General features: G+C 65.0%; 19 protein-coding genes. 7 read left to right on the forward strand and 12 right to left on the reverse strand.

Going from position 1 to position 20,571, the window contains the following annotated elements:
• Positions 1-70: 70 nt before the first annotated feature.
• Positions 71-760, forward strand: a complete 690-nt coding sequence (rpe, locus tag ACR0NY_RS10050) for a ribulose-phosphate 3-epimerase (RefSeq protein ID WP_170339779.1) — start codon at positions 71-73, stop codon at positions 758-760.
• 152 nt (positions 761-912) lie between these two features.
• On the opposite strand, the gene ACR0NY_RS10055 is transcribed toward rpe, so the two are convergent.
• From ACR0NY_RS10055 to ACR0NY_RS10080, 6 genes are all read right to left on the reverse strand, one after another.
• Positions 913-2,403 (reverse strand): class I adenylate-forming enzyme family protein, encoded by a 1,491-nt coding sequence (locus tag ACR0NY_RS10055; protein WP_170367826.1) that lies wholly within the window; start codon positions 2,401-2,403, stop codon positions 913-915.
• 39 nt (positions 2,404-2,442) lie between these two features.
• Positions 2,443-2,862 carry a PaaI family thioesterase gene (locus ACR0NY_RS10060; RefSeq protein ID WP_093964533.1) on the reverse strand — a complete coding sequence of 140 codons (420 nt, stop codon included), beginning with the start codon at positions 2,860-2,862 and terminating at the stop codon, positions 2,443-2,445.
• Positions 2,843-3,970, reverse strand: coding sequence for an acyl-CoA dehydrogenase family protein (locus ACR0NY_RS10065; RefSeq protein WP_170367823.1), 1,128 nt, complete (start codon positions 3,968-3,970; stop codon positions 2,843-2,845). Before ACR0NY_RS10065 ends, ACR0NY_RS10060 begins: the two co-directional genes overlap by 20 nt.
• A 1-nt stretch (position 3,971) precedes the next feature.
• Positions 3,972-5,162: an acyl-CoA dehydrogenase family protein gene (locus ACR0NY_RS10070; protein WP_170367821.1), complete on the reverse strand. Its 1,191-nt coding sequence runs from the start codon at positions 5,160-5,162 to the stop codon at positions 3,972-3,974.
• A gap of 102 nt (positions 5,163-5,264) precedes the next feature.
• Complete coding sequence (locus tag ACR0NY_RS10075) at positions 5,265-6,440, reverse strand: acetyl-CoA C-acyltransferase (RefSeq protein WP_170367819.1); 1,176 nt, start codon at positions 6,438-6,440, stop codon at positions 5,265-5,267.
• A complete protein-coding gene (locus ACR0NY_RS10080) occupies positions 6,440-8,536 on the reverse strand; it encodes a 3-hydroxyacyl-CoA dehydrogenase NAD-binding domain-containing protein (RefSeq protein ID WP_170367817.1) in 2,097 nt (698 codons plus the stop codon). The genes ACR0NY_RS10075 and ACR0NY_RS10080 overlap by 1 nt, the downstream gene beginning before the upstream one ends.
• Before the next feature lie 251 nt (positions 8,537-8,787).
• Between ACR0NY_RS10080 and ACR0NY_RS10085 the strand changes: the two genes are divergently transcribed.
• The 3 genes from ACR0NY_RS10085 to ACR0NY_RS10095 all read left to right on the forward strand — a co-directional run bounded on the left by ACR0NY_RS10085 (position 8,788) and on the right by ACR0NY_RS10095 (position 10,345).
• The gene (locus ACR0NY_RS10085) at positions 8,788-9,606 is read left to right on the forward strand and encodes a cyclase family protein (protein ID WP_170357027.1); all 819 of its coding nucleotides are present in this window, start codon (positions 8,788-8,790) and stop codon (positions 9,604-9,606) included.
• A 2-nt stretch (positions 9,607-9,608) separates the two neighbouring features.
• Positions 9,609-10,004: a carboxymuconolactone decarboxylase family protein gene (locus ACR0NY_RS10090; RefSeq protein WP_170367815.1), complete on the forward strand. Its 396-nt coding sequence runs from the start codon at positions 9,609-9,611 to the stop codon at positions 10,002-10,004.
• A 122-nt stretch (positions 10,005-10,126) separates the two neighbouring features.
• Positions 10,127-10,345: a hypothetical protein gene (locus ACR0NY_RS10095; protein WP_093964526.1), complete on the forward strand. Its 219-nt coding sequence runs from the start codon at positions 10,127-10,129 to the stop codon at positions 10,343-10,345.
• On the opposite strand, the gene ACR0NY_RS10100 is transcribed toward ACR0NY_RS10095, so the two are convergent.
• From ACR0NY_RS10100 to ACR0NY_RS10125, 6 genes are read right to left on the reverse strand one after another with little or no spacing between them, the layout of a single operon-like run.
• Positions 10,342-11,640: an aspartate aminotransferase family protein gene (locus ACR0NY_RS10100; RefSeq protein WP_170367813.1), complete on the reverse strand. Its 1,299-nt coding sequence runs from the start codon at positions 11,638-11,640 to the stop codon at positions 10,342-10,344. The two genes, ACR0NY_RS10095 and ACR0NY_RS10100, sit on opposite strands and share 4 nt — an antisense overlap.
• 10 nt (positions 11,641-11,650) lie before the next feature.
• The gene (locus ACR0NY_RS10105; RefSeq protein ID WP_170367811.1) at positions 11,651-12,757 is read right to left on the reverse strand and encodes a mandelate racemase/muconate lactonizing enzyme family protein; all 1,107 of its coding nucleotides are present in this window, start codon (positions 12,755-12,757) and stop codon (positions 11,651-11,653) included.
• The gene (locus ACR0NY_RS10110) at positions 12,754-13,860 is read right to left on the reverse strand and encodes a mandelate racemase/muconate lactonizing enzyme family protein (protein WP_170367809.1); all 1,107 of its coding nucleotides are present in this window, start codon (positions 13,858-13,860) and stop codon (positions 12,754-12,756) included. The genes ACR0NY_RS10105 and ACR0NY_RS10110 overlap by 4 nt, the downstream gene beginning before the upstream one ends.
• Positions 13,857-14,435, reverse strand: coding sequence for a dimethylsulfonioproprionate lyase family protein (locus tag ACR0NY_RS10115; RefSeq protein ID WP_170367807.1), 579 nt, complete (start codon positions 14,433-14,435; stop codon positions 13,857-13,859). The genes ACR0NY_RS10110 and ACR0NY_RS10115 overlap by 4 nt, the downstream gene beginning before the upstream one ends.
• Positions 14,432-15,511 carry an alcohol dehydrogenase family protein gene (locus tag ACR0NY_RS10120; RefSeq protein WP_217354828.1) on the reverse strand — a complete coding sequence of 360 codons (1,080 nt, stop codon included), beginning with the start codon at positions 15,509-15,511 and terminating at the stop codon, positions 14,432-14,434. Before ACR0NY_RS10120 ends, ACR0NY_RS10115 begins: the two co-directional genes overlap by 4 nt.
• Entirely contained in the window at positions 15,508-17,961 is a 2,454-nt protein-coding gene (locus ACR0NY_RS10125) for an FAD-dependent oxidoreductase (protein WP_170339757.1), read from the reverse strand. The genes ACR0NY_RS10120 and ACR0NY_RS10125 overlap by 4 nt, the downstream gene beginning before the upstream one ends.
• A gap of 68 nt (positions 17,962-18,029) precedes the next feature.
• On the opposite strand from ACR0NY_RS10125, the gene ACR0NY_RS10130 reads away from it, so the two are divergent.
• The 3 genes from ACR0NY_RS10130 to ACR0NY_RS10140 are packed head-to-tail and all read left to right on the forward strand — an operon-like array spanning position 18,030 to position 20,414.
• Positions 18,030-18,917, forward strand: coding sequence for a MurR/RpiR family transcriptional regulator (locus ACR0NY_RS10130; protein WP_170367805.1), 888 nt, complete (start codon positions 18,030-18,032; stop codon positions 18,915-18,917).
• On the forward strand, positions 18,914-20,038 hold the full coding sequence (locus tag ACR0NY_RS10135) for an aromatic ring-hydroxylating oxygenase subunit alpha (protein WP_170339753.1): 1,125 nt from the start codon (positions 18,914-18,916) through the stop codon (positions 20,036-20,038). Before ACR0NY_RS10130 ends, ACR0NY_RS10135 begins: the two co-directional genes overlap by 4 nt.
• Positions 20,022-20,414 (forward strand): carboxymuconolactone decarboxylase family protein, encoded by a 393-nt coding sequence (locus ACR0NY_RS10140; RefSeq protein ID WP_170339751.1) that lies wholly within the window; start codon positions 20,022-20,024, stop codon positions 20,412-20,414. The genes ACR0NY_RS10135 and ACR0NY_RS10140 overlap by 17 nt, the downstream gene beginning before the upstream one ends.
• Positions 20,415-20,571: the final 157 nt, after the last annotated feature.

A 20,571-nucleotide genomic window follows, 5' to 3' on the forward strand; every position in this document is an offset into this window, starting at 1 on the left:
GCAATGCCGCTCGTCCCGTCTATACGCGAGCTCAACACCTGAACCGTCAGATCTGTCACATGAGGCCGCCATGAGCTTTGACCGCAAGATCAAGATCGCACCGTCGATCCTGTCCGCCGATTTCGCCAATTTCGGACAGGAAATCCAAGCCATCGAGACCCAGGGCGCCGACTGGGTCCATGTTGACGTGATGGACGGTCATTTCGTGCCAAATCTCACCTTCGGCCCGCCGGCGGTCAAAGCGTTCCGCCCGCATGTCAAGACGGTGATGGATGTGCACCTGATGATCACGCCGGTCGATCCTTACATCCAGGCCTATGCCGATGCCGGCGCGGACTATCTGACGGCCCATGTCGAGGCCGGTCCGCACACGCACCGCACGTTGCAGGCGATCCGCGCGGCCGGAATGAAGGCAGGCGTGGCACTGAACCCGGGTACTCCGGCCGACGCGGTCGAGCACCTGCTGGATCTGGCCGATCTGGTCTGCGTGATGACGGTGAACCCCGGCTTTGGCGGGCAGAAATTCATCGACATGACCACGAAGGTCCGCCGCCTGCGCGAGATGATCGGCGACCGCCCGGTGCATATCCAAATCGACGGGGGAGTCGATCCCTCGACCGCCCCGTTGGTCGCAGCGGCCGGTGCCGACGTTCTTGTTGCCGGTTCAGCGGTCTTCAAGGGCGGGTCGGTTGCGAACCCGGACATCTATGGCCAGAACATCCGTGCCATTCGCGCAGCAGCCGAAGGCCACGCGGTCTGACGGCGGCTCCCGCCCGTCGTCTACGTTTTTGCAAAACGTCTCCTCCTGTTGGGCCCGGCATCGCGCATGGCGCGATGCCGGGCCCAAGGCCGCAAGCGGGATCGGCGCAGCCGATGTCGCGCGGACGCGGGAGCGTTTTGCCGGCCCTGCCCCTAGGCCAGTTGATCCGCGAAATGTGCAAGCAGCCTGTGCTTGAGGATCTTCCCCGTGGGCGCGGCGGGCAGTGACTTGGCCAGCACGATCCGGCTGGGCCGTTTGTAGCCCGCAAGACGTTCCGCCACGAACACCGCCAACTCTGCCTCGGACACAGCGCCGATTTCAGGCACCTGAACAAAGGCCAGCACCTGTTCGTCGCCGCCCACCCGATGCCCGATCACCGCAGACTGGATCACCTGCGGGTGGTCGTTCAGCGCGGCCTCGACCTCGGGCGGATAGACGTTGAAGCCGCCGTGAATGATCAGTTCCTTGGCGCGGCCGACGACGTGCAGATTGCCCTGCGCGTCCAGACGGCCGAGGTCGCCCGTGCGCAACCATCCCTGGGCCAGAACCCGGCCCGTTTCTTCCGCATTGCGATAGTACCCTTTCATCACATGCGGGCCGCGCGTCAGGATCTCGCCCACGCCATCTCCGCCGCCGGGTATGGTTTCGTCAATGCGCAGATCGACCCCCGGCAAGGGCGGGCCGACCGAGATATCCGGATCCCCGATCCGGTTGTGCGAGGCGCAGATCCCCGCCGTGCTTTCGGTCATGCCATAGCCGTTCTGCAGCGCGACGCCATAGAACGCCTCGGCCTTGCGTTTCCACGCCGGATCCAGCGGGGCAGCCCCGGACGAAGTGTAGCGCAGGGCGCCCGAGGGCAACCGCTCCAACCCCTGTTCCTTGGCATATTGCATCAGCAGCGCATGCATCTGCGGCACACCCGAAAACACCGTGACGCCCGCATTCAACGCGGCAAAGGCGCGGTCCGCTGCGAACCGGGCATCCAGCTGGACGAAGGCCCCGGCCAACTCCGACCCAGTGACGATCGAAGCCAGCCCGAAGATGTGCGAAATCGGCAGAACGCCATAGACCACGTCATCCTGCGTCAACCCCCGGAAATTCGCCGAGGTCAGCCCGCCGAACCGCAGGTTTTCGTGGGTCAGCATCACGCCCTTGGGCGTTCCGGTCGTGCCGGTGGTGAAAAGCATCGCCGCGACATCCGCCAGATCGGGGTCGGGCGCGCTCGAGTACGGCGCGGCCAGGTGCATCTGCCCGAAGGCCCCGGAAACGGGCTGGGCCCCGGCCATTCTCGCATGGTCGCGCGCCTCCGGCGACGCCGCCGACGTGAACAGGATTACCGCCGGAGTCACGTGACCCACGATGCGTGCCAATTCAGCCTCGGTCTGGCGGGCGTTCACCGGCACCACGCAAGCGCCGATCCGGGAACAGGCAAACAGCGCGGCTACCGCCGCATTGCAATTCTCAAGCACCAGCATGACCCGATCGCACGGGCGCACCCCCGAGGCCAGCAGGATGTCTGACAGCTCGGCAATCGCGCGGTCGAGGTCAGCAAAGCTCCAATCGGCGCCGAACCCGTCGGCAAAGGCGCGAGCCCGCGGGCGGGCCCGGATCTGGGCATCCGGATAGTCGTGCCATTTGTTCATGTTCCTTCGCCCTCCCCTGCACCGGAACCGGTTTTGCGCTCAGCGTTTCGTGGTGCGCTTGAACACTCCCGCCGCCGTCGCGATCAGGGTTCCGTCGTCGCTGTGCAACTCTCCGGTCACATAGGCCAGCGTGCGCCCGCCACCCGTTGCGCGCCCCGTGGCCGTCACGCGCCCCTGACGCACTGCCGCTACATAGCTTGTGTTCAGCGACAGGGTCAGAACCAGCGGATGGTCGTCCCGGTCGAACCAGGCCGAGGCGGTGTTGCCGCAAGCCACGTCCAGCAGCATGGCGATGATGCCGCCATGCAGGATGCCCTGGCTGTTCAGGTGATCCGCCCGGATGGTCAGATGGCACCGGGCACGGCCGTCGGGGTCGGACAGATCCACCTCGAACCCGATCGCGTTCTGGCAGCCCGACCGCCGGACCTTTGGGTCGTCTTCAGGCCGCGCCGAGTGCAATGAACCGCTCCAAATGATAATCCGCGTCGCCGAACCTGTGATCCGACATGACGATCCGCTTGGCTATATGCGCCAGCTCATATTCCTGCGTCATGGCGATGCCGCCATGCATCTGGATCGTTTCCTCGGCCACCAACCGGCCCACCCGCGACACCAGGTTGCGGGCCGCGGCGATCTGCCGGTCGCGATCGGGTGCTGCAACGTGACCGGCCGCGTTGATCACCGCTGAGCGCGCCTGCTCCAGCTCGATCAGCATGTCCGCGAACCGGTGCTGCAAGGCCTGAAAGGTCCCGATCGGGCGGCCGAACTGCTTGCGCGTCATCAGGTATTGCCGGGTCAGTTCCACCGCGCTTTCCATCGCGCCCAGCACCTCGGCGACCAGCGCGACATTGGCTGCGGCCACAACGTTCATCAGCGGCTCGAACCCCTGCCCCGCGGCACCCAGACGCGCGGTTTCCGGCAGGCGCACATCGTCCAGAGTGACCTCGGCCGCGCGGCCCCCGGCCAGCACCGGATACCCGCGCAAGCCCAGACCCGGTGTGCCAGCAGGCACCAGAAACAGCGAAATGCCGTCCAGATCGAACGGCCCGCCCGTTTCGCGCGCGGATACGATCAACTGCCCGGCGGCCTCGGCATTCACGACCACGGCCTTGCGCCCGTTCAGGATCAGGTCCGTGCCGTCGGTCCGCACGGTGGTCTCGACCCGGCTCAGGTCATACCGGCTGGCAGGCTCACCATGCGCCAGCGCCATATGCAGCTTGCCCGAGATTACCTGATCCAGCAGGGCCCGCTGATCGGGGCTGCCCACCTGCGCGATCAGCCGACCGCCCAGAATGCAGCTGTCCAGAACCGGCTCGACCACCCCGGCCCGGCCCAGTTCCTCGGACACGGTGGCGATGTCAAAGCCCGCCCCGCCGAACCCGCCATCCGCTTCGTCGAACAACGCGCCCAGAACGCCCAGATCGGCCAGTTCGCGCCAGATGTCGGCGCTGAACCCCGCCGCGCTGTCCAGAATGTCGTTGCGCATCGGAGTCGTGTAGCGATCGGCCAGATAGCGCCGCAGCGTGTCCTGCAGCATCTGCCGTTCTTCGATCAGGTTGAAATCCATCTCAGCCCCCCATCTTGACCTTGGCGATGATCCCGCGTTGGATCTCGTTCGACCCGCCGAAGATCGACAGTTTCCGGTTGTTGAAATACTGGGCGGCGACCGGCGCGGCATAGTCCGGCCCGATCGGGTCGTTGTCGCCCGCCACCGCCTCGGAGGCGAAAGGCATCGCATAAGGCCCCACCGCGCGGCGGGCCAGGTCGTTGATCTCCTGGCGGATGATCGTGCCCTTGACCTTCAGCATCGAGCTTTCGACCCCCGGTGCCTGTCCGGCCGCAGCCTTGCTGATGATGCGCATGTTGGTGGTGGCCATGGCCATCAGGTCGATCTCGACCCGCGCCAGCCGGGCGGCGAAATGCGGGTTCTCGATCAGAGGGCGGCCATTCGCGGTTTCGATCCGGGCAATCCGCTTGACCATGTCCAGCCCCGCCTGGCTGAAGCCAACCCCGGCGATGTTGGTGCGTTCATGCGTCAGCAGATACTTGGCATAGGTCCAGCCCTTGTTCTCTTCGCCCACCAGGTTTTCGACCGGGACGCGCACATCGTCAAAGAACACCTCGTTGACCTCGGGCGTTCCGTCCAGCAGGACGATGGGGCGCACCTCGATCCCCGGCGTGTTCATGTCGATCAGCAGGAACGAGATCCCCTCCTGCGCCTTGGCCTCGGGGTCGGTGCGAACCAGGCAGAAGATCCAGTTGGCGTATTGCGCCAGCGTGGTCCAGGTCTTCTGCCCATTGACGACATAGTGGTCGCCGTCCCGCACCGCGCGGGTCTTCAGCGAGGCCAGGTCCGACCCGGCACCCGGCTCGGAATAGCCTTGGCACCACCAGTGTTCACCATTCAGGATGCGCGGCAGGAAATAGTCCTGCTGCGCCTTCGAGCCGAATTTCTGCAGCACCGGGCCCAGCATCGACAGTCCAAACGGCACGATGCGCGGCGCATAGGCGGCGGCGCATTCCTCCTCGAAGATATGGCGCTGAACCGCGTTCCACTCGGCGCCGCCAAACTCCTTCGGCCAGTTGAAATTCAACCAGCCGCGCTCGTTCAGCGTGGCATGCCACCACTCATACCCTTCCTTGCCGATGTTCCGGCCAGCCCGGATCTTGTCCAAGATCTCCTTGGGCAGTTTCTCGGCCAGAAAGGCGCGAACCTCGTCGCGAAAGGCCTTCTCCTCGTCCGTATAATTCAAGTCCACAGCCGCCCTCCTCCTCGACGCGATCGGAACCTTGCCTGCTCGGCCCCACGGGCCGGGCTGCGCCGGGCCGGCCCTCGATGGGCTGGCCCGGCGCCCCTTTCTTCAATAGATCTCGAACAAACCGGCCGCGCCCATGCCGCCGCCGATGCACATGGTCACGACACCCAGCTTGGCCCCGCGCCGCCGCCCTTCGCGCAGCAGATGCCCGACCATCCGCGCGCCGGTCATGCCGAACGGATGCCCGATGGCGATCGATCCGCCGTTCACGTTGCATTTCTCGTCATCGATTCCCAGACGGTTGCGGCAGTACAGCGCTTGCGAGGCGAAGGCCTCGTTCAGTTCCCACAGGTCGATGTCCTCGACCCTCAGACCATGCCGTTCCAGCAGGTGCGGCACCGCAAAGACCGGTCCGATTCCCATCTCGTCGGGCTCGCACCCCGCCACGCAGAATCCCTTGAACGCGCCCATGGGCTCCAGACCCCGACGCTCGGCTTCGGCGCTGTCCATCACGACCACCGCGGCCGCGCCGTCCGACAGCTGGCTGGCATTGCCGGCGGTGATGTAGTTTCCGGGGCCCCGCACCGGCTCCAGCGAGGCCAGACCCTCCAGCGTCGTGTTCGGCCGGTTGCATTCATCCCGGTCCACGGTGACCTGCCGGTGCGAGACCTCGCCGGTCTCTTTGTCCTTGACCGCCATGGTGGTCTGCATCGGTACGATTTCGTCGTCGAACTTGCCCGCCGCCTGCGCCGCCGCGATGCGCTGTTGCGACCGCAGGCCGTAGGCGTCCTGTTCTTCGCGGCTGATGCCATAGCGCTCGGCCACGATGTCGGCGGTCTCGATCATCGGCATGTAGATCGCCGGCTTGTGCTCCTGAATCCACGCCTCGGGCACGGGGCGGGTTTTCGGCTGGACCAGCGAGATGCTTTCGATCCCGCCAGCCACGATGGGGCCCGCGCCGCCCTCGGTGATGGCCTGCGCCGCAAGCGCCACGGTCTGCAGCCCCGACGAGCAGAACCGGTTCACGGTCATCCCCGAAACACTGACCGGCAGACCGGCCCGGATGGCGATCTGGCGGGCGATGTTGCCACCGGTCTCGCCTTCGGGGAAACCACAGCCGATGATGCAATCCTCGATCTCGGCCCCATCCAAGCCCGACCGCGCGACCGCGGCCTGAACCGCGTGGCCGCCCATCGTGGCACCGTGGGTCATGTTGAACGAGCCCCGGAACGACTTGGCCAGCCCGGTGCGCGCGGCGGATACGATTACGGCTTGTTTCATCACTGGGCGTCCTTGTTCAGATCGTCAAAGCTGCGGCCCTCGGCCACCAGTTTTTCCAGCAGCGGCGCGGGCTGCCAGAAATAGTCATCCTCGGCCGACCAGGCGCGGATGTCCTCCAGAATACCCGGCAGGCCCTGCAGATCGGCCCATTTCAGCGGCCCGCCGCGATAACGCGGGAAGCCATAGCCATAGAGCAGCACCACATCCACGTCCAAGGGGCGGCGGGCGATGCCCTCGCCCACCACCTTGGCGGCCTCGTTGACCATCGAGACCATATATCGCCGCACGATCTCGTCATCCGTGAACGTGCGCGGGGTGATGCCCTGCGCCGCGCGGTCGGCCGCGATCAAGTCCAGAACCTCGGGGTTCGGCGTGCCGCCGCGCTTGCCTCTTTCATAGACATAGAAGCCCTTGCCGGTCTTCTGCCCGAAATGCCCGGCCTCGCAGAGTTTGTCGGCATAGCTGCTGTCGCGGGCGCGCGGGTCCAGCCCCTCGGCGCGTTTGCGTTTGCGTACCGCCCAGCCGATATCCAGCCCGGCCAGATCGGACACCGCGAACGGCCCCATGGCAAAGCCGAAATCGGTCAGCGCCTTGTCGATCTGGAACGGGCTTGCCCCGTCCAGAACCATGTGGTCGGCGCAGGTGCGATAGGTACTGAGGATCCGGTTGCCGATGAACCCGTCGCACACCCCTGCGCGCACCGAGACCTTCTTCAGCCGATGCCCCAGCGCAAAGCCGGTTGCGACCACCTCGGGCGCGGTCTTGTCGGCCACCACGATCTCAAGCAGCTTCATCACATGCGCGGGCGAGAAGAAATGCAGCCCGATCACGTCCTGCGGCCGCGTGGTGGTGGCGGCGATCTCGTTGACGTCCAGATACGAGGTGTTGGTCGCCAGAACCGCCCCGGGCTTGCAGACCGCGTCCAGCTGAGAAAAGACCTGCTTCTTGACGTCCATATCCTCGAACACGGCCTCGATCACCAGATCGACGGCGCTCAGCGCGTCATACCCAGTGGCAAGCTGCAATTGGTCCGACAGGATCGCGTCGTGCTGCTGCTGGCTGATCTTGCCGCGCTTCAGGGCCCCTGCCAGGTTTCCGGCGATCCGTTCCTTGGCCGCATGGGCGGCCTCCTGCGTCATCTCCAGCAAAGTCACGGGCAGACCCGCCAACAAGGCGGCGGTGGCGATCCCCGCGCCCATCGTGCCGCCGCCGATGACCCCGATCTGATGCACCGGACGCGGCTCGACACCCTTCAGTTCGGGCAGTTTGCCCACGGCGCGTTCGGCAAAGAAGGCGTGGATCAGGCCCTTGCGCTGATCCGATTCCATCAACTGCATGAACAGTTCCCGCTCGCGCGCCATGCCCTCGGCAAAGCTGGGCGCCTCGCAGGCGGCTTGCACGGCACGCACGGCAACGGCGGGGGACAACTGGCCGCGGCCCTTCTTCAGAACGGCCTCGTAGACCGCATCGAATTCGACGGGGTCCGGCGCAGGCATCTCTCCGACCGCGCGGCGGGGCGCACCCGAGTCAAGCAGCTCCTGCGCATAGGCCAGCCCGATCTCGCGCGGGTCGCCATCCTGCACCTTGTCGATCACGCCCAGCTTCAGCGCCTCGTCGGCGCGGACATGGCGACCGGTTGTGATCATGTCCAGTGCGGCCTCGACCCCGGCCACGCGCGGCAGACGCTGGGTGCCCCCGGCACCGGGCAGGATGCCCAGATTGACCTCGGGCAGGCCGACCTTGGCCGAGGGAACCGCGATGCGGTAGTGGCTGGACAGCGCAACCTCGAGCCCGCCGCCAAGCGCTGTGCCGTGCAGCGCCGAAACCACCAGCAGGGGCGAGGCCTCGATCCGGTCGCACAGGCCCGGCAGCCAGGGCTCTTGCGGGGGTTTGCCGAACTCGCGGATATCGGCCCCCGCGAAATAGGTCCGGCCCTTGCCGTAGATCAGCACCGCCTTTGCGCGCTCGGCCTCGGCCCGTTCGATTCCGGCCAGCAGGCCCCGGCGCACATCCACGCCAAGCGCATTGACCGGCGGGTTGTTCGCCGCCAGCACCGCGATATCGCCAATCCGTTCGTATTCCACCGCCTCGGACATCAGACTTGGTCTCCTCTTGCCAACCCCAGCTTGTTCCGCATTGCGGAACAACATTCCGCAACAGATTGAACCCGTCCGCGCGCGGGTTCAACCCCTTATACCCGACTGCGCCGCCGGGCCGCATTTCTTGCCCGCGAGCAGGCCCCAAACAACTTGTGAACCGGATCGCGGAAAACCGTGCTAGGCTTTGCCCACCCGGCCAATGAATTCGGCCCGGAACGAAAACAGATTGCAGAACAGGGAGTTTTGAAATGTGTGACGTTTGCGTAATGAACGCGGTGAAAGACCGGATGCTGTCGCGTCGATCCTTTTTCAAGGCTGGCGCAGCGATGGCGGCAGGCACGGCGCTTGGGACGGTGGCTGCCCCACCAGCGCTTGCGGCCGGCCATGGCGAGGTGCTGGACATGACCCATGTCTACGATGCCGATTTCCCCACCTATTTCGGCCAGCCGGGGATCGAGGCGACACAGGCCTTCAATTTCAAGGAACATGGCTTCAACCTGTTCAACCTGGCCGTCAACGAACACACCGGCACGCATGTCGATGCCCCGCTGCATTTCTCGGCGGATGGGCAGTCGGTGGACGAAATCCCTGTGTCGAACCTCGTTTGCCCTCTGTGCGTGGTGGACATTGCCGCCCGCGCGGCCGAGGACCCGGATGCGCAGGTGACCCCCGACGATCTGAAGGCGTGGATCGCAGCAAATGGCGACATCCCCGATGGCGCCTGTGTCGCCATGCATTCGGGATGGGCCGGGAAAACCGCGACTCCCGAGTTCCGCAACGCCGACGGCGACGGCAAGATGCATTTCCCTGGCTTCCACGTCGAAGCGGCACAGATGCTGATCGAAGGAACCGGCGCGGTTGCTCTGGCCGTCGACACGCTGTCGCTGGACCACGGGCCATCGGCTGATTTCGTGACGCATTACGCGTGGCTGCCCACCAACCGTTACGGCATCGAGAACCTGGCCAATCTCGACAAGGTGCCCGCCAGCGGAGCGACGCTGGTGGTCGGCGCGCCGGCCCATCGTGGCGGGTCGGGCGGCCCGGCGCGCATCTTTGCGATGGTCTGAGCATGGCAACGGTTCGCCTGTTGACGGACGAAGAGGTCAGCGCCGAGGCGCTGGCCGTCTTCGATGACATCCGCGCCACCCGCAACACCGATTACATCAACAATTTCTGGCGCGCACTGGCCCACGACCCGGCACTGCTGAAAACGACGTGGGAGCGGCTCAAGACCGTCATGGCCCCCGGCGCGCTGGACCCGCTTGTGAAAGAGATGCTTTATGTGGCGGTCTCGGTCGCCAACAATTGCGAATACTGCGTGTACTCCCATTCGGCCGCGGCCCGCGCCAAGGGCATGACCGATCAGATGCAGGCCGAACTGCTGGCGGTGATCGCGATGGCCAGCCAGACCAACGCCCTGGCCACCGCCTTGCAGGTGCCGGTAGACGACCAGTTCAAGGCCTGAGGCTGCGCCTGTCGGGCCAGACTTGCACCAGATGCACAGCGGCTATTCCCTCAAGTGCCTAGCCGCACTGCAGCATCAGGTCTAAATCTCTTTGGTCACATACAGACCAGAGAGGCCCGCTCATGGCACAGACAAGCACGCACCGCCCTGCAATCCTGAACCTGTTCTCGGCCGTCGCCGATGTGTTCAGTGGCATCTATGATGCTTTGATCCGCATGGGCGAAGCAAATGCCAAGGTCATCAAGATCAAGCAACTCAGCGAGTTGACCGACGAAGAACTGGCTGCGCGCGGCCTCAAGCGCGAAGACATCGTGCGCCTGGTGATGGCGGGCGTCTACTAGGACACGCCCGCACTCTGCATTTCGGCCACGGCCTGCGCCGCCTTGGCATAAGCGGCTTTGCACAGGTCAAAGTCCGCTTCGGTCAGCGCCAGGGACGGATAGGTCTTGCCCGGCGACTTGAACATCCCGTTCTGCATCAGAACCGCATTGAACCGGGTTGCCTTGGCCGTGTCCGCGCGGACCACATGGCGATAATCCCGCACCCTTCCTTCCGTGAACACAATTTCGAACAGGGTCGGATCGCCGATGACGCGATGGGCAACCCCCCGCTTGGTCAGCGCGGCCGAGGCCATGTCTATCAGACGCTGACCATTGGCGCGCAGCCGGTCGTACTGACCGGGACGGCGCAGCACCTCCATCGTCTTGAGCCCGGCCACCGCGGCCACCGGATTGCCCGACAGTGTCCCCAGCTGCATCAGCCACTTCTCTGGCCCAACGGCGGATTTGTCGAAATGGGCCATGATCTCGGCCCGCCCGGCGATCGCGGCCAGGGGAAAGCCGCCGCCGATGATCTTGCCCAGCGTGGCGATGTCGGGGGTCACGCCATACAGCTCCTGCGCGCCGCCATAGGCGAAACGAAACCCGGTCACCACCTCGTCGAAGATCAGCACGATGCCGTACTTGTCGGCCTCGTCCCGCAGAAGCTGCAAGAAACCGGGTTCGGGCGGGATGATGCGTTGCAAAGGCTCGACGATGATGCCCGCGACCTGGTTGCCGTGCTCGGCCAGCAGCGAGCGGATGTAGTCCGGGTCATTGAACGGCGCGATTAGCATTTCGGCCTGAACGCTGGCCGGTATGCCCGCGCTGTCGGGAACCGCCTGCGGGAAATTCACCATCCGTGACGGGGCCAGGCTCATCTGCGCCTCGGCGCTCATGCCGTGATAACCGCCTTCGAACTTCACGATCTTGTCGCGGCCGGTAAAGGCGCGGGCCAGCCGGATCGCGTACATGTCAGCCTCACCGCCGGACGAGACATAGCGGATCTGATCGGCGCAGGGCACGGCGGCGCAGATTTCCTCGGCCAGTTCGACTGCGCGCGCGTTGTTGGCGAAGAACGTCATGCCCTTGGGCATCTGTTCGGCGACAGCCTCCAACACCTCGGGGTGGCCGTGGCCCAGCAGCACCGGCCCCGAGCCGATCAGCAGGTCGACATATTCCATCCCGTCTTCGTCCCAGACGCGGCTGCCCCGGCCCTCGCGGATAAAGACCGACGGGTCGAAATTGCCAAAGCCGCTGCCGGGCAGAACCGTGCGGGCGCGTTGGCCCCAATCGGATTGGCTGAGATGTCGCGGCATGGTCGCCTCCCTAATCCAGTATCACGTCCGGCGCGCCCAGGAATTCGCGGTCTGGCGCGATGCCCAGGCCGATCCCGTCGGGCGGCGCGATCCGGCCGCCCTTGCGGGTCGGGCCATCCGGCGCCAGCCGCGGCGCGACATAGCCCGACAGGTCGCACACGTTCATCAGGCGCGCCGGTTCAGTTGCTGCGCCCAGATGCAACAGGGCGGCGGTGGTGATGTCAGACCCCCAGGTGTCTTCGACGCACATCTTCGCCCCCAGATGCAGGCACAGATCACGCGCGCGGCGCGCCGCCGACAGCCCGCCGAATTTCGACAGCTTCACCGCGACCGCATCCATGCAGCCCAGCGCATGCGCAGCCATCAGGTTTGCGGTGTCGTGTGCGCATTCGTCCAGCTTCATCGGCAGGCCGGTGGCGACGCGCACGCGCGCGCAATCCTCGATCGTGGCACAGGGTTGTTCCAGCATCACATCCAGATCCGCGACCGCCCGCCCCACCCGGCTGGCGTCCAACGACGTGGCGCCGCAGTTCCAGTCACCATAGACCAGCGGCCCGTCGCCCACCGCCTCGCGCACCAGACGCAGGCGTTCGACATCGGCCTGCCAATCGGCATCCGCGCCCAGCTTGACCTGGAACTGGGTGATGCCCTGCGCCTGCGCCTCGCGGGCGATGCGGGCCATCTCGGCCGGGGCGATACAGGTGATCGAGTGATAGAGCGGCATCGTCTGCGCCTGCCGCCCCCCCAGCAGCGCGTGCAGGGGCAGCCCTGCCACCTGCCCCGTCAGATCCCACAGCGCGATGTCGATCGCCGATTTGGCATAGACATGCCCCGGCAGGTGCCGGTCCAGCCGCGCCATCAACGCCTCGGGTCCGATCGGGTCGGCGCCCAGCAGAACCGCGGCCATGTCCTGCACCGCCGGGGCCACACCGCGCGCATAGGCGGGCAGGTAATGCGGAATCGGGCAGACCTCGCCCCAGCCGGTCAGATCGTCATCGGTGTCCAGCGCCAGAACCACCGTTTCAACCGTGTCGCAGGCCTTGCCGTCAGCCATGTAATAGGCCTGATGGCTGGTCAGCGGTACATGCCAGAGCGAGATGCGGGTGATGCGGGTCATTGGTACACGGCCTTTGGTTCCCCCAGTGCATCTTCATCCGGGGCTACGCCGAGGCCGGGTGCCTCGGGCAGTTCGAGATGACCCTGACGGTTGCGCGGGCCGCGCCCGCCCGCGACATCCAGCGTCAGCATGTCCTGACAGGCCCAGACGCCCAAACGGTTGTGATCCGGGATGGTGGCGGCCAGATGCAGCGCCTCGGTATCGGCCAGAACCGAGCCGCCGGTGGCCATCACATACATGTCGATACCATGCGCCAGCGCGATGTCCCGCATCCGCGCGGCCTTGGTCAGGCCGCCGACACGGTTGAGCTTGATTCCGAAAACCTCGGCCAGCCCGTCGCGGGCAATGCGCGCGGCGTCCTGCAGGGTGACCAGGCTTTCATCCACGCTGACCGGGGCGGAATGCAGGGTCCGGATGGCGGCGATGTCGTCCAGCGTCTCGCCCGGTTGTTCGAACATCACGCCCAGATCCTCGGTGGCCTTCATCACCCGCAGCGCCTGCTGCCGCGTCCAGGCGCGATTGACGTCATAGAGGATGCGCTCACCCGCCGGGCGGTGCGCCTCGACATCGCGGATGCGTTCTATGTCGCGATCCACGTCGCCACCCACTTTGACCGAATGCACCCAATAGCCGCGGCCGCGATAGCGATCCATCACCGCGCGGGTTTCCTCGACGGTCTTGGCCCCGACCGAGGAGGCGATCGGCGCGGGGCTGCGCGACCCGCCGCCCATCAGATCGGCAATCGGCAACCCCGCCGCCTGTCCGGCAATGTCCCAGCAGGCCATGTCGATCGGCGACTTGGCATAAAGATGCCCGGGCAGCGCGTGGTCCATCGCCCGCTCGACCGCCAAAACCCGACGTGGGTCCAGCCCCAGTACGAAGGGCGCCATGGTCTCGATCCCCGCCCGGATGCCCGGCCCGTGCGCGGGCACATAGGTGTGGCCCCATGGCGTGCCCTCGCCCCAGCCGGTCAGCCCGGCATCGGTTTCGATCTTGACGAAAGTGGCATCCAGCACCTCGAATTTCAGACGTCCGCCGGACAGCCAATAGGGGTGTTCAAGCGGCAGATCGACTTGAAAGACCGAGATGCGGGTGATCTTCATGCGGCGTCCATCCTGGGCAGGTCGTTCAATCCCTCGCCCCGCCACAGTACGAATGTCAGGATCGGCTGATCCCCCGTGGACATGGCATGGCTTTGCCAACTGGCGTGCAACCGCGTGCCCTCAGCGCCAACAAAGGCCCGATCTCCTTCAACCTTGAAGACCGCGCCACCCGCCAGCGTCAGGTAAAGCTCCTCGGCCTGATGGCTGTGCCAGTCATAGTCCAGCCCGGCGCCCCAATAGGCGACATAGCCCCGCAGCTGGGTCGAATGGAAATGACCGGTTGGCCCGAACAGCTCGAAATACCCGTACCGATTGCGGAAATCGGCGCCGACTTCAGCCTCGGTATAGGTGCGTTTCCAATGGGCAAGATGCGCCGCCGACCGGATCGCCTGAACCAACCCCGTTGTCCGGGGCGATCCGGGTTGATCCAGCCCCTGCACCAGTGTCGTGGCGGGGATCGCCCGCGGTTGCAAACCGGTTGCGGTCAGGTCGGTGGGCCAGTTGCCGAATTCGGACAGCGCCGGCATGCTCTGATGCAGGTGCCGCGCGGCTTCGAGAACGTTTTCCAGGGTCATGGGATCACCACGATGTTGCCGGTATGTTGCTTGTCGATGAAGGCCTGCTGGGCCTCTCGCAGCTCAGTCAACGGGTAAGTGGCGGCCAAAGCTGGCTTGATTTGCCCATTTTCTATGTATTTCACGACATCAAAGAAGTTCTTCGGCGTGTTCACGGTCGACCCGGTGAAGGTCAGATCGCGCAGATAGAAGGTGCGCAGGTCGAATTGCACGATCGGACCGGCAATCGCGCCCGAACAGGTATAGCGCCCGCCACGCTCCAGCATGTCGATCAGTTTGGGCCACATCTCTCCGCCCACGACATCAGCGACGACGGTGATCCGTTCGCCTTTCAGCTCGGCCCGCAGGTTCCTGGGGTTGCGCGGCAGGATGCGATCCGGGCCCAGTTTGGCGACCTCCGGGTGCTTGGCCGCGCTGGCCATGGCGATCACGCGTGCGCCGCGCAGCTTGGACAGCTGGATCAGCGCCCCGCCCACACCGCCCGAGGCACCGGGGATCAGAACCGTGTCGCTCTCGCCCACCTGCGCCCTGTCCAACATGCCCTCGGCCGTCACGTAGGAGCAACTGAAGGTCGCCAGCTCGGCATCGCTCAGGTCGGAGTCGATCGCCGCCACGCCGCGGATGTCGGCCTTGGTGTATTCGGCAAAGCCGCCGTCACATTCCGAGCCGAAATATCCCGCCTTGTCGCGGTTCATCGGATCGGACCAGTCGCGCAGCCAGCCCGCCACGATCACCCGCCGGCCGATGATCGCAGGATCGGCCCCCTCGCCCACGGCCACGACCGTGCCGACCGCGTCCGCGCCCTGAATACGCGGGAAGGTCAGGGGCGCGCCGCCCCAGGTGCTGTCGTCGTCGTCCACCTCGGAATAGGCGCCGCCGGTGGTGGCCTCGTCCACCGCCTTGGAATACCAGCCGGTGCGGGTGTTCACATCCGTGTTGTTCAGCCCGCAGGCGCCCACCCTGATCAACACCTCCATCGGGCCGGCTGTGGGGGTGGGCCAGTCCTCGTGCCATTCGTATTTGTCCAGATCGCCATGCCCCGTCAGGACCATGGCCTTCATGGTCTTCGGGATCATTCCGCAGCCTCCATCGCGGCATCGGTGCGGGGCCGGAGGCTTTGCGGGTCATAGGCGGGCGCGCCCAGGATCCGCCCGGGACGCGGCGCGCCGGCGATTACCACCTGCACTTCGGTTCCCGGCACATTGGCCTGCGGTTTGACATAGGCAAAGGCAAGGATCTTGCCGACCGTATGCCCGTAGGCCACCGAGGCGGTGGAACCCACAACCTTGCCGTCCAGCAGGACCGCCTCGCCGCCATGCCCATCGTTCTGGCCATCCGGTTCGATCTCCAGATAAGCGCAGAGCCAGCGCAGATCGGGGTTCAGGGTCCGGTCCTTGCCCAGGTATTCCTTGTCGGTGCGGGCAAAGCGCAGCACGTCGGCCTCGGCCAGGGTGACCTCGTTGGTCAACTCGCCCGCGCCCTTGAAGGCCTTTTCCATCCGCAGCGCGTTCATCGCGAACGACCCGTAATCGGCGATGCCCAGCGGCGCGCCCGCGGCCCAGAGCGTATCGTAGACGGCCAAGGCGCTGTCACGCGGCATGTGCAGTTCCCACCCCAATTCACCGGCATAGGACATGCGGAAAACCCAGAGCCGGTGACCCGCCACGTCGATTTCCTGCGCGGTCAGCCATTTGAAAGCGGCATTGCTCAGGTCGGCATCGGTGCAGGCGGCCAGAACCTCGCGCGCCCTAGGGCCATTGAGGCTGAGCGCGGCCCAGTCGTCGGATCGCAGGATGATATCGACGTTTTCTTCGTCGCGATGCTGGGTCAGGTGATCCAGCATGCGCCGCTCGAAGAAGGCAGCACAGACGAGGTAGTACCGGTCCTCGGCCAGCTTCACGACCGTGGTCTCCAGCTCGATCCGTCCACGGCGGTTGAGCATGTGGGTCAGCGCGATGCCGCCCACCTTTTGCGGCAGGCGGTTGGCGACCAGCCGGTCCAGCAGGACCCGGGCATCCGGGCCGCTTACCTCGACCTTGGTGAAGGCCGAGATATCCATGATGCCGACCGCCTCGCGCACGGCCCTGCATTCGGAGGCGACCATGTCGTGCACCACATTGCGGCGGAAGGAATAATGGTCGCACTGTTCAACGCCATGCTTTGCGAACCAGCGGGGGCGCTCGTGGCCATAGACCTCTTCGAACACCGCCCCCTTGGCTTTCAGCCGGTCATACAGCGGGGACGGCTTGATCGGCCGCCCGGCAAGACGGTTGAAATGCGGAAACGGAATTTCGTGGCGCAGTTTGTAATCCTCATGCGCCTTGGTGACCTGCCAGTCTTTGGTGGCATAGGCCCCGAACCGGCGCGGATCATAGTCGCGCATCGAGATGTCCGCCGCCCCATGCACCATCCACCGCGCCAGTTCGCGCGTCAGCCCCGGGCCCCAGCCGATGCCGATCTGCGTGCCGCAGCAGCACCAATAGTTTCGCACCCCCGGCGCCGGGCCGATCAGCGGATTGCCGTCAGGCGGGTGCGAGATCGCCCCGTGAACCTCGCGCTGGATCCCCAGATCGGCAAAAACCGGCATCCGGTTCAGGCTCTCCTCAAGCCACGGCATAACCCGGTCGTAATCGGCATCGAACAGCCAGTTTTCATAGTCCCACGGGCAATGGTCATGCCAGACCGAATTCGAATTTTCCTTCTCGTAGATCCCGATCAGCCCGCGCTTCTGCTCCATGCGGATATAGCCCGAGACCTTGCGATCATCGCGGATCACCGGCAGCTCGTGATCGAGGTCCTGGAACTGTGGCACCGGTTCGGTCACGAAATAGTGGTGAGTCATCGAGGTCATCGGCAGTTGCAGCCCCGACCATTCGCCCATCTGTCGGGCATAGGTGCCGCCCGCATTCACCACGTGTTCGCAGCGGATCGTGCCCCGTTCGGACTGGACCACCCATTCGCCATTGGCCGCCTGGGTGATGTTGGTGGCCCGGCAGCGGCGGATGATCCGCGCGCCCAGCTGACGCGCCCCCGCCGCCATGGCCATGGTCACGTTCGTCGGGTCCACATGCCCGTCGTCCGGCGTATGCAGCGCGCCCAGAACCCCGTCGAGGTTGTAGAACGGGTGCAGTTCGGCCACGCGGTCGGCACCGACCAGTTCAATGTTGAAGCCCAGCGACCGGCCCACCGACAGGGTATGGCGCAGCCAGTCCATCTCGTCCTCGGTATAGGCCAGCCGAAACGAGCCGCAGCCGTGCCATGTCACCGCCTGCCCGGTCTCGGCCTCAAGCGCACCGGAATAAAGCCCGATGTTGTAGTCCACGCATTTGCCCAGACCAAAGGAACTTGTCGAATGGGTGATCTGCCCGGCCGCATGCCAGGTGCTGCCGCTGGTCAGCTCGGCCTTTTCCAGCAGAACGACATCCGTCCAGCCCTCATGCGCCAGGTGATAGGCCAGACCGACGCCCATGACACCCCCGCCCACGATCACCACGCGGGCCTGTGACGGCAGTTCCTTCCCGGACATGATTTTTCCTCTCACCGAGTCGCATTTCTACTCGACAGGCTAAGGTCACATTTGTACCATCGTCAATCATGAATGACACAAATGTATCAAAAACCGTTCTTGACCGGCTGACCCGTGAATGGGATGCCCTGACGCCCGAGGCGCAGAAGGCCGCCCGCTATGTGCTGGAGAACCCGGCGGATGTGGGCGTTTCGACCGTGCGCGAGATCGCCGAGGCCGCAAACGTGAAACCCAACACCTTCGTCCGCATGGCACGGCAGGTGGGGTTTGAGGGCTACGAGGATTTCCGCGCGCCGTTCCGCGACGCCATCCGGCGTGGCACCGTGTCGTTCCCCGACCGCGCCCGCTGGCTGCAGGAGATCGGCAAATCCGGCGAGTTGGGCGGGCTCTATGCCGATATGGTCGGGGCTGCGATCCGAAATATCGAGGAAACCTTCGCCGGGATCGACGCCACCCGGATGCAGGCCGCGGCCGAGGCGATCTGGACATCGCGGCAGGTTTTCACGCTGGGCGTCGGCGTCAACAACGCGAACGCGCGTAACTTTACCTACCTCGCCTCGACCGGGATGAAGCAGTTCCACGCCATTCCCCGCCCCGGCTCGACCCCGGTGGACGATCTGGCCTGGGCCGATGAACAGGACGTGCTGATCGCGATGACCTGCCACCCCTACCGGACCGAGGTGATCGAGGCGGTGAAGCTGGCCCGCGAACAGGGCATGACTGTGGTCGGCATTTCCGACAGCCCCGCCAGCCCGGTCGTTCTGAACGCGCAACATGGGTTTGTCGTCGCCGCCGACACGCCCCAGTTCTTTCCGTCATCGGTTTCGACCATCGCGCTGCTGGAGACACTTCTGTCCTTCGTGGTCGCCCTGTCCAGCGATGAAATCGTCGAGCGTGTGGAGCGGTTTCACCGCCGCCGGCACCAACTTGGCCTCTATGCGGAGGAGCCTGAATGACCGCACCGCTGACCCGCTCCTTGGAAGCCCGCTACTACACCAACCCGGCGATATTCGAGCAGGAGAAACAGGGCCTTCTGGCCCGCACTTGGCAATTTGCCGGCCATGTGGCGCAGGTGCGCGAGCCGGGCGACTATTTCGCCTTTGAAATCGCGGGCCAGAACCTGTTCTGCATCCGCGGGCGCGACGGCGAAATCCGCACCTTCTACAACGTCTGCCAACACCGCGCGCATGAGATGGTGACCGGGGCCGGCAACACCCGCGTCGTCGTCTGCCCCTATCACGCCTGGACCTATGAACTCACCGGGCAACTGCGCGCCGGGCCGAACATCAAATCGGTTCCGGGCTTCGACCGCAGCGCGATCTGCCTGACGCCGGTGCGGACCGAGCTGTTCAACGGCTTCATCTTCGTCAACCTCGACGACGATGCAGCGCCAATGGACGACTGGTACCCCGGCGTGCGCGCGGAAATCCGCGCCTTTGTCCCGCACATTGACGATCTTGAGCCGCTGGAGTGGGTCGAGATCCCCGAAAACTGCAACTGGAAGGTCAGTATCGAGAACTACTCGGAATGCTATCACTGCCCGACCAATCACCCGACTTTTGCCACCGGTGTGGTCAAACCCGAAACCTATGACATTCAACCCGATGCAGGCGGCGGATACGTCCTGCGCCATACCACCGAGTGTCAGAGCCTCGACAAGATGACCTATCCCATCGACCTTTCGGTGCCACATGCGGGCGACTATCAGTCATGGTTTCTGTGGCCGATGTTCTCGTTCCAGTGCTATCCCGGTAATGTGCTGAACACCTATCACTGGCGCGCGCAGGATGCCGATCACTGCACCGTCTGGCGCGGATGGTACACCGAGGGCGGGTCCGAAAGCGCGGTGATCCGCCAACTGGCGGTGCAGGACCGGGAAACCACCGTCGAAGAAGACATCCGGCTGGTTGAAAGCGTGCATCGCGGCCTGAAATCGCGCGGCTATCGCCCCGGCCCTCTGGTGCTGGACCCGGCTTGCGGCGTAATGTCGGAACATTCGATCGCCCGCTTGCAGCAATGGATGCGCGAGGCGGTAGATACAAATGCAAGCGGAGTAGACGATGGCCGACATCTTTGACGAAGACCTTTTCCTGAAAGGACTGGCACAGCGCAAGGCGACGCTGGGCGACGAATACGTGGAACGGAACCTGGCCGCGGCGGACGAATTTACCCGCCCGTTTCAGGAGGCCATGACAGCCTGGTGCTGGGGCTTTGGCTGGGGGGACGAGGTGATCGACCCCAAGACCCGCTCGATGATGAACCTGTCGATGATCGGTGCCTTGGGCAAGATGCACGAGTGGGAGATCCACTGTCGCGGAGCCCTGAACAACGGCGTCAGCAAGGAGGAAATCCGGGCGATCATCCATGTCGTCGGCATCTATTGCGGCGTCCCGCAGGCGCTGGAGTGCTTTCGCGTGGCGCGCAAGGTTCTGACCGAGGCCGGTCAGCTTTAGCCGGTTCCTGTCCCGAAGATCGAGATCGCCCGCCCCCGTGCGGGTTTTCTCATGTCAGCACAAATACGTTACTGAATTTCGATTTGATGCCCAATTGCGTTACATTTTTCTTGCCGCGAATCGCTTCCGGGCGTATTACCCGACCAAACGGTCACTT

Source organism: Ruegeria sp. BJ5 (assembly GCF_056537865.1).

What these genes read in the sequence shown, in the direction of transcription:
- ACR0NY_RS10110 (WP_170367809.1), bottom strand. Translation starts at nt 13,860, where the DNA reads ATGAAGATCACCCGCATCTCGGTCTTTCAAGTCGATCTGCCGCTTGAA.
- ACR0NY_RS10100 (WP_170367813.1), bottom strand. Translation starts at nt 11,640, where the DNA reads ATGCCGCGACATCTCAGCCAATCCGATTGGGGCCAACGCGCCCGCACG.
- ACR0NY_RS10130 (WP_170367805.1), top strand. Translation starts at nt 18,030, where the DNA reads ATGAATGACACAAATGTATCAAAAACCGTTCTTGACCGGCTGACCCGT.
- ACR0NY_RS10065 (WP_170367823.1), bottom strand. Translation starts at nt 3,970, where the DNA reads ATGGATTTCAACCTGATCGAAGAACGGCAGATGCTGCAGGACACGCTG.
- ACR0NY_RS10135 (WP_170339753.1), top strand. Translation starts at nt 18,914, where the DNA reads ATGACCGCACCGCTGACCCGCTCCTTGGAAGCCCGCTACTACACCAAC.
- ACR0NY_RS10125 (WP_170339757.1), bottom strand. Translation starts at nt 17,961, where the DNA reads ATGTCCGGGAAGGAACTGCCGTCACAGGCCCGCGTGGTGATCGTGGGC.
- ACR0NY_RS10115 (WP_170367807.1), bottom strand. Translation starts at nt 14,435, where the DNA reads ATGACCCTGGAAAACGTTCTCGAAGCCGCGCGGCACCTGCATCAGAGC.
- rpe (WP_170339779.1), top strand. Translation starts at nt 71, where the DNA reads ATGAGCTTTGACCGCAAGATCAAGATCGCACCGTCGATCCTGTCCGCC.
- ACR0NY_RS10095 (WP_093964526.1), top strand. Translation starts at nt 10,127, where the DNA reads ATGGCACAGACAAGCACGCACCGCCCTGCAATCCTGAACCTGTTCTCG.
- ACR0NY_RS10105 (WP_170367811.1), bottom strand. Translation starts at nt 12,757, where the DNA reads ATGACCCGCATCACCCGCATCTCGCTCTGGCATGTACCGCTGACCAGC.
- ACR0NY_RS10055 (WP_170367826.1), bottom strand. Translation starts at nt 2,403, where the DNA reads ATGAACAAATGGCACGACTATCCGGATGCCCAGATCCGGGCCCGCCCG.
- ACR0NY_RS10075 (WP_170367819.1), bottom strand. Translation starts at nt 6,440, where the DNA reads ATGAAACAAGCCGTAATCGTATCCGCCGCGCGCACCGGGCTGGCCAAG.
- ACR0NY_RS10140 (WP_170339751.1), top strand. Translation starts at nt 20,022, where the DNA reads ATGGCCGACATCTTTGACGAAGACCTTTTCCTGAAAGGACTGGCACAG.
- ACR0NY_RS10080 (WP_170367817.1), bottom strand. Translation starts at nt 8,536, where the DNA reads ATGTCCGAGGCGGTGGAATACGAACGGATTGGCGATATCGCGGTGCTG.
- ACR0NY_RS10085 (WP_170357027.1), top strand. Translation starts at nt 8,788, where the DNA reads ATGTGTGACGTTTGCGTAATGAACGCGGTGAAAGACCGGATGCTGTCG.
- ACR0NY_RS10120 (WP_217354828.1), bottom strand. Translation starts at nt 15,511, where the DNA reads ATGATCCCGAAGACCATGAAGGCCATGGTCCTGACGGGGCATGGCGAT.
- ACR0NY_RS10090 (WP_170367815.1), top strand. Translation starts at nt 9,609, where the DNA reads ATGGCAACGGTTCGCCTGTTGACGGACGAAGAGGTCAGCGCCGAGGCG.